The following is a 12,222-nucleotide window of genomic DNA, read 5'->3' on the forward strand; positions in this document are numbered from 1 at the left end:
CATCGGCCAAGGGGCGAATCAGCCGACTTTTGCCCCTTTCTTGAGTAGGTAGCGATATGGCGTCTGCTGAGTATCTTGCGCTAACAACTGATGATCCATAAAGCGACAGAAACCGGGGATATCACGGGTGGTGGCGGGATCATCAGCGATGATAAGCAGCGTTTGACCGTCTTCCATGTGCCGGACCGTCTTACGGACCATCATCACCGGTTCTGGGCAGCGCAGGCCCAATGCATCAAGTGTTTTATCGGGATGAGCAAAAATATCGGTCATGGCGGTTCTCTTGTCGGTCAGTATGTGGCAGCGTAAAACTGTAGAAATAAAGGTAAGCTTCCTGACGAAAACGCATCGCGCTTTATGCGGCAGTTGGGTTTACGAGACGGGAGGCTTTACGAAACGACTGTCTTTTTGAAATGACTGTCTTTACGAAGCGACTGCCTTTATTAAGCGAGACAGTTTACCCCGTCGATTTTTAGGTGCAAGTACCGCTAACGTTTGCGCTAAAATTAACCATTGCATTCGTTGCGCAAACGGGTATCATGCCGCCGCGCCGTAAAAATACGGTACATTTTGTTTGGGTTCCCTCACCCCAATAACCAAAAAGGTCACATTTATGTTTTCGTTTACACCCCAACAGCGGATGACCGCTTTGGTATGGCTATCGCTATTCCATATTGTCATCATTACCTCCAGTAACTATTTGGTGCAATTACCGATCGCTATCTTCGGTTTTCACACCACATGGGGGGCATTTACCTTTCCGTTTATCTTTTTAGCGACCGACCTGACTGTGCGGATTTTTGGTGCGCCCTTGGCACGCCGGATCATTTTATCTGTCATGGTGCCCGCGTTGCTGATTTCCTACCTGATTTCAGCCCTGTTCTATCAGGGGAGTTGGCAAGGATTCCCAGCGTTAACCACTTTCAACCTGTTCGTGGCCCGTATTGCCGCGGCGAGCTTTATGGCCTATGTGCTCGGTCAGATTCTGGATGTTCAGGTGTTTAACCGGCTGCGCCAGCGCAGTGCTTGGTGGGTTGCGCCAACTGCCGCAATGTTCTTTGGCAATATTAGCGATACCATGGCGTTCTTCTTTATTGCGTTCTATCGCAGTACTGATCCCTTTATGGCCGCCAATTGGGTGGAAATCGCCTTAGTTGATTACAGCTTCAAGCTGCTGATCTGTATGTTGTTCTTCTTGCCCGCTTATGGCGTGATGCTCAATGTGCTGCTGAAATACTTTGCCCGCAAAACTAGCCAGCAAGCCTTGGCTACGGCTCACTCTGCAACACGATAAGGTTCCGTTAGGCAGCCACACGTTGTGGTTGCCTTTCTCTGCGCTAGATTGTTCCTAAAACCACCTCTCCCCCATTCCCTTATTGAACAATGGTTGCTTTTAGCCATCGAATAAGGTGCGATATACTCATTAATCAATAATAGCTGATGAGCTATTGTCGTCAGTTATCCATCACGTAACACGCGCTCAGCATCAATAAGGAACACCCATGCATAGAATCACTCAGTTTCTCGCCGTCGGCCTGCTGGTTGTAGGACTAAGCGCCTGTGATAGTGGCAGCGATAGCAATGTGGGCCAGCCAATCAGTTTGATGGATGGCAAAGTCGCGTTGAGTTTACCCGCTGATTTATCCGATCAAAGCGGGAAGATGGGCAATCAAGCCAATAATATGTACGTTTACGCCAATAAAACCGGCGATAAAGCGGTGATTGTGATTTTAGGGGATCGCACCAACGAGGCGTTGGATGTGTTGACTGGTCGCTTAGCTGAACAACAGCGTGTGCGCGATGCCAACTTGCAAGTGGTCACGAATAAAGCGATTAAAATTGATGGACAACCTTTCCAGCAGTTAGACAGCATTATTACCAGCGGTGGTCAGAAAGCGTATTCTTCAGTGGTGATCGGTAATGTCGGTAACCATTTGATGACATTGCAAATCACCCTGCCTGCTGAAAACCAGCAGCAAGCGCAAACTGAAGCCGAATCTATCATCAGCACCTTGACGCTGAAATAACCCGTTCTTAAGCGTTATGCACAGGGTGCTAGCAGCCCTGTGGTTTCAAAAATCAAGTGACATCCCCGAAGGCATTGGGACCACAGGTAGGCAGCCAGCAAACTCATCCCGATGAGCTGACACAAGTCAGTGATTCGGGTGAGTGCGCGCAGCTAACACCCCTGTGGTTTCAAGGACAATGGGGATTGAGAGACTGCGCTAGCAGGGTAATCGGATGCTCACACTGCTTACTCGTCGACATCTCAATCTGCCATTTACAGGTTTCGCAATCGGTGATGACCAGATCGACACCGCTGTCCTCAATTTGCTGGAATAGCGATGCCCCAATCCCTTGCGCGGTAGCGTAATTCTCTGATTTAAAACCATAAGTGCCTGCGATACCACAACACTGAGAATCCAGCACCACCAGCTCAATATTGGGAATGCGCTGTAATAACGCCAAGGTATAGGCAGTCCAGCCCATTTTCTCCATATGACATGGCGTGTGGTAGGCAATGCGCAGCGGCTTGTTTTCGGCAGAAAAGAGTGGCTTAAGCGGTAGCTCGCGCCCCTGATCCAATAAGCGATAAAGGTAACGTGTTGCTAACTCCACTTTATCGCGCACGGGGGTGGTATCGACATCCAGTAAGTGCGGATACTCATCACGCAACGTAAAAGTACAGCTTGAAGAGGTCGCCACGACGGGGATATCTCGTTCAATCACCGCATCTGTTAGCGATGCCAAATTGACCTGCGCCTGTTTCTTAGCTTGCGCGATAAACCCATTGGCGATCAGCGGTACTCCACAACATTTTTCCCGCTTTAGCAACTGCACACCAATATTCATCGCATTGAATACACTGACTAAATCTTTGCCCAATTGCGGGTGATTGTAGTTAACGAAGCAGCCATGGAAGAACGCGACTTGCTCTGCATACTGCTGCTGTTTTTCAGCCTGTTTGTGATACCAACGGCGAAACGTACCGAAGGAATATTTCGGCAGTTCACGGCGGTGATCTATCTTCAGGGCCTTATCCAGTAAGGTTCGTACCGGTTTCAACCCGGTTACTGCATTGATCACGGGCGCGAAAGGCGTCGAGAGCGTGCCCATAATGTCGGTATGGCTGAGGATCGCATCACGCAGTTTGGGCTTATTGCTGCTGTAATTGGCTTTTGCGCGCTGGATGATGTCCCCGATTTTGACATCTGACGGACAAGCAACCTCACAGCGTTTACAGTTGGTGCAATATTTTAATGCATCATCGTACAGTGCAGGGTCTTTCAGACGTAAGCGCTCACCATCAGGACCAGCCTGTTTCGGCCCTGGATAGAGTGGGTTAACCTTCGCCACAGGGCAATAGGTGGTGCAAACCGTGCACTTGATGCAACTTTCAAAACTGTTATCCCGAGCCAAATGCTTATCCTGCGGTAGATCTTGAGAAAAAGTGTCACTGTCTCCGTGCTGTGGCAACCACGTCATAATGTCACCTCCATTGCGCTAACAATCTGTTCTGCGGCGAACAAGGCGCTCGTCAGTGAAACCCCCGCGCCACAGCCTTGCTGCAAGGGATCGTACCCCCCCAGTACCGCGCCGATGACGTGCAGGTTCTCCAAGGCAATACCGCCACGTAGCGCCCGCAGCCGGTTATCGGTATTGACACCAAACTGTAAATAAGGCTGCGGAGCAAACATATTGCTACGGCTCCAATCCGCGCGATTCGGCAACGATAAGACATCCAGATCCAGTATCGGCTCGTAGACCCGTTCGAAGGTGGCGACCAGCCCATTACTGAAGAAACTCCCACTGGCGAGCACCATCTGAGCCGCACGCAACGGAATATCTCCGTGATTGCGGGTATAAAGCCCAGTGATGCGGTTATCGACCATTTCGGCGCGTAAGACGGCATCACCCGGCATTGTCATGCCACCGAGTTGCTGAAAACGCTGACGCAGCGCTTGGTGTAAGCGAATGCCGAGCAAGGAAGGAGGCAGTGTCGGCAACAGTTGAATCGGTTTGCCTACCGCCGCGCGCAGGGCGTCTAACGGCGCAGACTCATCCAACCCAATACAGGCAGGCAGTAGAATGGTGTCGGCTTCACAAGATAAGCGGGAGAGTTCATCAGCTAGCGCTTGCCGGTTCTCCGGCAGGTCCAATACGCGAGCAATATTCACAGCACGGAACTCACTCGGATTATCGCGCAAGCGATCAAGTGCCGGTAAATGCAGGTAGTCAGCCGTGGCCTCGATACCTTGATCTTGCAAAGCACTAGCGACCATCTGCGGCTGAAAATCGAGGAAGCCTTCGATACCAATCACCGCGACATTTTGCCACGGCAACGGGCCTTCCAACGGGGCCACTGGGATATCGATGGGGCTGAGCCAAGTAGGTCGGCAGCCCCCTAATGGTGTCAGCCGCAAGTGGTTTTTTGCCGCACTCCCCACCAGTTTTAGGCCACAACGCTGAAGTAGCGCTTCAGCTTGCGGGGCCAATTCATTTAATTCACCCGTCGGTCCGAATTGCCGCATTTTACTGTAGGGATGTTCAGGGGCCATTTCAGCTAACGCATCCATGGCCGAGAGTGGCTGACCAACAGCCCGTCCATCAGGTAATTTTGCCAATAAATCCAATGAGCCAGAGGAGAAATGCAACGCATTTTGGCCCGCGCTGACAATGGCACAGTATTTACCCTGCTCTGCCAGACGTATCCCGCAGGCCAGACCTGCCAGCCCACCACCGATGATAATGACATCAAATTTCATCGCGTTTCTCCTGAATAGGGGCCACAGAAAGGGTGTCATCCAAACCACACAATCCTTGATAAACCCAATGGGTAAACTCACTCTCCCGTAGCGCATCACCCCAAGCTATCGGGCGCACACCTTTCCAACGCTCATTGAGAAATTGCGTCAGTTGCTCACGGGATTGTTGCGGTGTTGTCACTTTAAAGCGGTTAAGCAAGCCAGCGGCTCGGCAGGCGCAGAGTTCCCCTTGGCAGGTTCCCATACCGACCCGAGTGCGGCGGCGTAAGTCTAATAAGTTGTTCACCGACAAAGAATCAACGGCATAACGTACTTCACCCGCCGTCACCGCTTCGCATTCGCACACTAAGCTGTTATCGAGTCGGTTCCCCGCCAAGAGCTGTGTGGCACGGTCGCCGTGGCGATAAACCGCTGAGCCGCGAATACTGGCGGGTAGAGAAATCACTTTGCTGAGGGTTTGTTCCGCGGATTGTTGCGAACCGGGCAGTGGTGTTTGGGCTGTGGTACAAGCGGCGGTCACACCGAGCTTTTCACAGACTTTATCGGTGGCCCACTCCGCCATCAACCGGTAGGTCATTAACTTGCCACCGGTAATGGTGATAAGCCCTTCCAAGCCATCACGACGAGCATGATCCAGCAATACGATACCGCGGCTGACGTTACGCCCTGATGGATCATCATCGCTGGCGACCAGCGGCCTAACACCGGCGTAGGCCCGTAAAATACGGGTTTGTGCCAGTTGCGGCGAGAGTTTAGAACCTTCGCGGATTAAGGTATCCACTTCTTGCGCTGTAACCACCATATTATCTATTTGGTCATATTCGATGTGCGTAGAGGTGGTGCCGATCAATGAAATGGTGTCCCCGGGGACCAGAATGTCAGCATCCGCCGGTTTACGGCAGCGGTTGATCACCATGTTATTGATGCGATGGCCGAGGATCAGCAGTGCGCCTTTGGCAGGGAACATGCGAATACGAAGATCGGCATATTCGGCAATGTGCTGCCCCCAGATCCCTGCCGCATTGACCACAATTTGCGCATGGATTTCATATTGACGGTTGTTTTTATGATCGAAAACGCGCACACCGCTCACACGATCGCCTTGGCGTAATAGCCCGATAACCTCGTGATAAGTCAATACCTTCGCGCCGTGCTCACGGGCATCCAGCATATTGGCGGCGGTTAAGCGGAAGGGATCCACGGTGCCATCAGGTACACGAACCGCGGCAATGAGCGCAGGGTTAGCGGCGGGTTCCAGACGTAATGCCTGCTTGGGATCGATGGCTTCAGCCTCGATCCCCGCCTCCTGACAGCGAGCTATAAATTGCTGCTGATAGTCCAGTGAATCTTCCGGCAGTGTGATAAACAGGCCGTCGGTTTGCTCGATACAGTGGCGCGCTATACGTTTTAGTATTCGGTTTTCTTCAATACATTCACGAGCGGACTCACCATCAGTCACCGCATAGCGAGCACCACTGTGCAGTAAGCCATGGTTACGTCCCGTCGCGCCGGTGGCAATGTCATGCCGCTCTAACAACGTGCACGCCAAACCACGACGCGCACAATCTCGAGCAATCCCTGCGCCGGTCGCGCCCCCACCGATGATGATGACATCCGTTTCTGTGTAAGGAGAACTGTTCGTCATGAAAGACCCCACTTTATCAGACAGCCGTCTGGCGGCTCATTATGTGTCTATTGAGCCACAGTCTTTATGGTTATTGTTTGATAAGGAACAAAAACGAACCAAAAACGAAAGTAACATGGTGTTTTAAAACCATGATTGTGATCAAAGTCACAGGTAATTTCTGATTACTGGTTTCAAAATGTTAACCAATCGCTCAAAATTGCCCCCGCTTTCATATAACTGTAACAAATGCGCCATCACTCACAGATAACTTGCGTGAATTTATCTAGCATGGCGTTCGTTATAGAACATAAACGAGAGCACGTTAGCCGTTTAACCGCCGGTTGCAGAGCCACCGGGGTAAAAAACTACAAAAAAAGCCATCGGAGGCACTCATGTTGAGTATTTTTAAGCCCGCGCCACATGTGGCAAGGCTTCCCGCAGACCAGGTCGACCCCACTTACCGCCGCTTACGCTGGCAAATATTCATGGGCATTTTCTTCGGTTATGCCGCCTATTACCTCGTGCGTAAAAACTTTACCTTGGCGATGCCGTATCTGATCGAACAAGGATTCTCTCGTGGAGATCTGGGTTTCGCTTTATCCGGTATTTCCATTGCTTACGGTTTCTCAAAATTCATCATGGGTTCGGTTTCTGACCGTTCCAACCCGCGGGTGTTCCTGTCTGCCGGTTTGATTCTGTCCGCAGCCGTGATGCTGTTCATGGGCTTTGTGCCTTGGGCAACGTCCAGCATTGCCATCATGTTTGTGCTGCTGTTCTTGTGTGGCTGGTTCCAAGGAATGGGTTGGCCGCCATGTGGCCGTACCATGGTTCACTGGTGGTCGAAGAAAGAACGTGGCGGGATAGTGTCTATCTGGAACTGCGCCCATAACGTCGGTGGGGGCTTACCGCCTTTGCTGTTCCTGTTAGGGATGGCATGGTTTAACGACTGGAAAGCAGCACTTTATATGCCTGCTTTCGCGGCTATCTTGGTCGCACTTATCGTATTGGGTCTGATGCGCGATACTCCTCAATCTGTGGGTCTGCCGCCGATTGAAGAGTACAAAAATGACTATCCAGACGATTACACTGAAAAAGCAGAAGAAGAACTGACTGCAAAACAGATCTTCATGCAATACGTGTTCCCTAACAAACTGCTGTGGTATATCGCCATTGCGAACGTTTTCGTTTATTTACTGCGTTACGGCATTCTTGACTGGTCACCGACCTACCTGAAAGAAGTGAAGCACTTCGCGCTGGATAAATCATCATGGGCCTATTTCCTGTATGAATACGCGGGTATTCCAGGAACGCTGCTGTGCGGTTGGATGTCTGACAAGGTGTTTAAAGGCAACCGTGGCGCAACAGGTGTGTTCTTTATGACACTGGTGACTATCGCGACCATCATTTACTGGCTGAACCCAGTCGGTAATCCAGGTATCGATATGGCTTGTATGATCACCATCGGCTTCCTGATCTATGGTCCGGTGATGCTGATTGGCTTGCATGCCCTTGAATTAGCACCGAAGAAAGCAGCAGGGACGGCAGCCGGCTTTACCGGTCTGTTTGGTTACCTTGGTGGCTCGGTCGCAGCGAGTGCTATCGTGGGTTATACCGTTGACTACTTCGGTTGGGACGGCGGCTTTATGGTCATGATCGGCGGTAGCATCATGGCCGTGTTGCTACTGATCATCGTGATGCTTAGCGAGAAAAAACACCACGAAGAAATGGCGAGAAAGCAGGACTTATAATTTTTAGATAAACCCAGCGTCATTGGTGTTGCAGTGCTTGGCTGTGGCAGCAATGACAAGGGGTTAAGTTGTACACAGGCTGTGCCGTTATTTATGGATTAGATAGCGACATAGCCTTTTTTACACCCCAGAACCTACACCCAATAGATTTCAAGATGCCGCTTACACCGTTGCAGCTTGAGAAATGGAGGGATAAATGGAGCACTATCAATGCAAACCCAAATCAAAACACTGGTAGCGAGTATCATTCTGGCATCCTCTGTCGCTGGCATGGCGCAAGCTGCAGAATCAGCAGCCGCTGATAAACCTGTACTGACCAAACCTTCTGCAAACAAAGTCGTTATCGCGCATCGCGGTGCCAGTGGCTATTTACCTGAGCACTCGCTGCCCGCCAAAGCCATGGCTTACGCGCAAGGCGCTGATTATTTGGAGCAAGATTTGGTCATGACCAAAGATAATGAGTTAGTGGTTCTACACGACCATTATCTGGATCGAGTGACGGATGTCGCCGATCGCTTCCCTGATCGCGCACGTCAAGATGGCCGCTATTACGCCATTGATTTTACGCTGCCCGAAATTAAGTCACTGAAATTTACCGAAGGCTTCGATATTGATAAAAACGGTAAAAAAGTGCAGAGCTATCCGGGCCGCTTCCCGATGGGCAAATCTGACTTCCGTGTGCATACCTTCCAGGAAGAGATTGAATTTGTTCAAGGGCTGAATCATTCGACCGGTAAGAACATCGGTATTTATCCTGAAATCAAAGCGCCTTGGTTCCATAAACAAGAAGGCAAAGACATCTCCACCAAGGTGTTGGAAGTGCTCAAGCAGTACGGTTACTCCAGCAAAGCCGATAAAGTTTATCTGCAATGCTTTGATGCCAATGAACTCAAGCGCATTAAGAATGAGCTGGAACCGAAGATGGGTATGGACCTGAAACTGGTTCAACTGGTGGCTTATACCGATTGGAATGAAACCTACGAACAAAAACCTGATGGTAAGTGGGTGAATTACAACTATGACTGGATGTTCAAACCCGGTGCGATGAAGCAAGTGGCGCAATATGCTGATGGTATTGGCCCTGACTACCATATGCTGGTGGTCGAAAGCTCCACGCCAGATAACATCAAGCTGACGAATATGGTCAAGGAAGCCCATGCCAGCAACATGATGGTTCATCCGTTCACGATCCGCACGGATAGGCTGCCTAAATACGCCACTGATGTTAATCAGCTATTCGATATCATCTACAACCAAGCACAGGTCGATGGGGTGTTTACTGACTTCCCAGATACTGGCGTGCAGTTCCTGCAAAAGCAGGGACAGCATCAGTAAGTTAATGTCCGCAAGCTAACATTAATACGTAAAAAAAGTGGGGCGATAACGGTTATCGCCCCACTTTTAATATGCTGATGCTTAGATGCTTACTTATCTGTGCCTAAAAACATTTTACGCAGATAGTGTGGTACAGCGTCATCCGCATTCGAGCCGATCACTTCTAAGTTTGGTAGCATGTCTTTTAAGCGCTGATGGGCGTCTTGCATAATGCAGCCCTTACCTGACATGGACAGCATTTCTAAGTCATTCATACCGTCGCCAAAGGCGATGCATTCTTTTAGCGAATAACCGATAATTTTTGCCACTTGCTCGAGAGCGTGGCCTTTAGAGACGCCACCGCCCATCACTTCTAAGCAAGTTGGGAAGGAGAAACTGACATTTACGCGATCGCCCCAACGTGCATTGATGGCCTCTTCCAAAATCAATAACTTGTCATGATCTTCGCAAGTAAAGTAAACCTTGCATACCCCTTCCGTTGGCAGCAACGCCGGTTCAAATACTTGATAGTTAAAGACCGATTCGCGGAAAAATTCTTTCTGTGCAGGGCTTTCGCGGTTCATGAACCATTCATCATTCAGATAAACGTTGGTCAAGATATCCGTATTATGGTGTTCAATATTGTACAAATCACGGGCAATATCCGCGTCGAGGTTATGGCTGAAAATCAGCTCCCCTGCCGTGTTGTGTACGCGTGCGCCGTTGGAGGTGATCATAAAAGCGCTGATCTCCAAGCTGTCACGGATTTGCGCTACATCGATATGATGACGACCGGTGGCAAACACAAAGTGCACATCACGCTGAGTCAGCAACTTAAGTGTTTCTTTGGTATATGGCGTCAAAAGGTGGTCAGGTGATAGCAGCGTGCCATCTAAATCGGAAGCAACGACATGATACATAGCGGTATGTTCTAACCTCTGGTGGCGTCGGAACCTTCATGGCCGACTGATGATTGATGTTGCGCAAAAAAGCGCAATATGGCGCTTAGCGCCTCGGCACGCAGTGTGTCCCGCTCGAACAGGATCTCATGGCGTGCGCCTTGAATGACCTTAGGCTGCCCCCCTTCGCAAGGGTGCCCCGCCAGCGTCATTGCCTGAGAAAATGCATTCTGGGCCGGGTTATGAACTACCCGATCCTCACTGGCCTGTAATAACAGTACCGGTGTGGTAATTTTGTCTGCCTGCGCAATGATTTGCTCTCCCACCAGCAGACTCTCACGGATCCAATGATAAGTTGGCCCACCTACACGGATTTCAGGTGCGTCGGCGTATTGGCGTAAATAGCGGCGATATCGCTCACGGCTATGGGTGAGCATATTCACCAAGTAGGGCAGTGGCCGCCATTGCCCCGTCCCTATCGCGTAATAATTACGTAGCGCCTGATGCCGTTCGGTCCAATCGACAATGCGGTGTGCTAGCCAACCCGGCATGGGTAAATGGATACCGAACATCGGCGCACATAATGCGACCGCATTAAATACGCTCGGTTCTCGCGCCAAAAAGCGGGTCAAAATGGCACCGCCCATTGAATGGGCAAGCGCAAACCGATGCTGATAATGACTGCTGGTGATTTCACGCTGAACTAGCTGCGCAAAATCCTCAATATAATCATCGAACTTAATCACATGGCCGCGATGGGGATCGTCAAGCATCCGCCCTGACCGACCCTGCCCACGATGATCCAGCACAATAACATCATAGCCTTGCTGGAACAGATCATAAGCGACTTCAGGATATTTAACGTAACTTTCAATGCGGCCAGGCACCACTACCACCACACTCGTATGTTGCGGTGCACGAAAGCGGACATAACGAATGGGGATATTATCGACCCCGAGAAACTCGTCTTCATCCCGTTGCTGCCAGAAATCCAATAATGGCCCATTCACAAAAGCGGCAAACTGCGCTTCGCGGTTAAGCCAATGATGCATGTGATTCCCTGATGACATTGTTTGGTTATCTAATGGCATGTTTGGTTGTCTAATGGCATGGTGTGATTAATGGCATCCTGTCACCGTTGAAAGCTACGATTTTGTGAGCCATAGCACAATGATTAGCAATGGAGTATTGTGACATAAAATGACACGTTCAGGGAACTTTGCCGATGACCTTAGACTGGTGGTTAACCTATCTACTCACAACACTTATCCTCAGTCTCTCGCCAGGTTCTGGTGCCATTAACACCATGAGCACCACAATTAGTCACGGTACGCGCGGGGTCATTGCCTCAATTTGTGGCTTACAACTGGGGCTGGCTGTGCATATTGTACTGGTTGGCGTGGGCCTTGGCGCTCTCATTTCACAGTCCCTGCTTGCATTTGAAATATTAAAATGGCTGGGGGCGGCATACTTAATCTGGCTAGGGATTCAGCAATGGCGGGCCGCTGGCGCGCTGGATTTACATGCACTGGCTAATAGCATGCCTCGGCGAAAGCTGTTTAAGCGGGCAGTATTTGTGAACCTGACCAACCCCAAAAGCATTGTTTTTTTGGCGGCGTTGTTCCCACAATTTGTCTTGCCGCATCAACCGCAGGTCGCACAATACTTGATTCTCGGCAGTACCAGCGTAATCGTCGATATCATTGTGATGATTGGTTATGCCACCCTCGCCACACGCATTGCTGGCTGGATAAAATCACCCCATCAAATGAAATTATTAAACCGCATCTTTGGTGGCTTATTTATGCTGATCGGCGCGCTATTAGCGACCGCTAGAAAAGTGTAAAGCGCCGCTCAAAGTATGATGC

12 protein-coding genes are annotated in these 12,222 nt (G+C 50.3%); 6 read left to right on the forward strand and 6 right to left on the reverse strand.

Annotated features, from left to right (window positions below):
* Positions 1–18: 18 nt before the first annotated feature.
* Positions 19–273 (reverse strand): sulfurtransferase TusA, encoded by a 255-nt coding sequence (gene tusA / locus DA391_RS21760; protein ID WP_050083334.1) that lies wholly within the window; start codon positions 271–273, stop codon positions 19–21.
* A 340-nt stretch (positions 274–613) separates the two neighbouring features.
* On the opposite strand from tusA, the gene DA391_RS21765 reads away from it, so the two are divergent.
* Both DA391_RS21765 and DA391_RS21770 read left to right on the forward strand, forming a co-directional pair.
* Positions 614–1,294 (forward strand): 7-cyano-7-deazaguanine/7-aminomethyl-7-deazaguanine transporter, encoded by a 681-nt coding sequence (locus DA391_RS21765; RefSeq protein ID WP_050874414.1) that lies wholly within the window; start codon positions 614–616, stop codon positions 1,292–1,294.
* A 208-nt stretch (positions 1,295–1,502) separates the two neighbouring features.
* Positions 1,503–2,027: a DcrB family lipoprotein gene (locus tag DA391_RS21770; RefSeq protein ID WP_050083336.1), complete on the forward strand. Its 525-nt coding sequence runs from the start codon at positions 1,503–1,505 to the stop codon at positions 2,025–2,027.
* A gap of 169 nt (positions 2,028–2,196) precedes the next feature.
* Here the strand turns inward: DA391_RS21770 and glpC are convergent, their stop codons facing one another.
* Genes glpC through glpA form a run of 3 tightly spaced genes read right to left on the reverse strand, consistent with a single transcriptional unit; the run spans position 2,197 to position 6,411 of the window.
* On the reverse strand, positions 2,197–3,486 hold the full coding sequence (gene glpC, locus DA391_RS21775; protein WP_167398194.1) for an anaerobic glycerol-3-phosphate dehydrogenase subunit GlpC: 1,290 nt from the start codon (positions 3,484–3,486) through the stop codon (positions 2,197–2,199).
* Complete coding sequence (gene glpB / locus DA391_RS21780) at positions 3,483–4,766, reverse strand: glycerol-3-phosphate dehydrogenase subunit GlpB (RefSeq protein ID WP_108088200.1); 1,284 nt, start codon at positions 4,764–4,766, stop codon at positions 3,483–3,485. Before glpB ends, glpC begins: the two co-directional genes overlap by 4 nt.
* Positions 4,756–6,411 (reverse strand): anaerobic glycerol-3-phosphate dehydrogenase subunit A, encoded by a 1,656-nt coding sequence (gene glpA / locus DA391_RS21785; RefSeq protein ID WP_108088201.1) that lies wholly within the window; start codon positions 6,409–6,411, stop codon positions 4,756–4,758. The genes glpB and glpA overlap by 11 nt, the downstream gene beginning before the upstream one ends.
* On the opposite strand from glpA, the gene DA391_RS24625 reads away from it, so the two are divergent.
* The 3 genes from DA391_RS24625 (at position 6,410) to glpQ (ending at position 9,476) form a co-directional block, all read left to right on the forward strand.
* The gene (locus DA391_RS24625; RefSeq protein ID WP_261370726.1) at positions 6,410–6,538 is read left to right on the forward strand and encodes a hypothetical protein; all 129 of its coding nucleotides are present in this window, start codon (positions 6,410–6,412) and stop codon (positions 6,536–6,538) included. The genes glpA and DA391_RS24625 overlap by 2 nt on opposite strands.
* Positions 6,539–6,785: 247 nt before the next feature.
* Positions 6,786–8,141, forward strand: coding sequence for a glycerol-3-phosphate transporter (gene glpT, locus DA391_RS21790; RefSeq protein WP_050083340.1), 1,356 nt, complete (start codon positions 6,786–6,788; stop codon positions 8,139–8,141).
* A gap of 210 nt (positions 8,142–8,351) precedes the next feature.
* Entirely contained in the window at positions 8,352–9,476 is a 1,125-nt protein-coding gene (glpQ, locus tag DA391_RS21795) for a glycerophosphodiester phosphodiesterase (RefSeq protein ID WP_108088202.1), read from the forward strand.
* Between the two features lie 89 nt (positions 9,477–9,565).
* Here the strand turns inward: glpQ and yigL are convergent, their stop codons facing one another.
* Both yigL and pldB read right to left on the reverse strand, forming a co-directional pair.
* Positions 9,566–10,375 (reverse strand): sugar/pyridoxal phosphate phosphatase YigL, encoded by an 810-nt coding sequence (gene yigL, locus DA391_RS21800; RefSeq protein WP_019213176.1) that lies wholly within the window; start codon positions 10,373–10,375, stop codon positions 9,566–9,568.
* A gap of 11 nt (positions 10,376–10,386) precedes the next feature.
* Positions 10,387–11,424 carry a lysophospholipase L2 gene (gene pldB / locus DA391_RS21805; protein WP_088130709.1) on the reverse strand — a complete coding sequence of 346 codons (1,038 nt, stop codon included), beginning with the start codon at positions 11,422–11,424 and terminating at the stop codon, positions 10,387–10,389.
* A 155-nt stretch (positions 11,425–11,579) separates the two neighbouring features.
* Here pldB and rhtB point away from each other — a divergent pair, with 155 nt between their 5' ends.
* A complete protein-coding gene (gene rhtB, locus DA391_RS21810) occupies positions 11,580–12,200 on the forward strand; it encodes a homoserine/homoserine lactone efflux protein (RefSeq protein ID WP_019213174.1) in 621 nt (206 codons plus the stop codon).
* The last annotated feature ends 22 nt before the right edge of the window (positions 12,201–12,222 follow it).

It is taken from the genome of Yersinia massiliensis, assembly GCF_003048255.1.
GTDB classification, from domain to species: Bacteria; Pseudomonadota; Gammaproteobacteria; order Enterobacterales; family Enterobacteriaceae; genus Yersinia; species Yersinia massiliensis_A.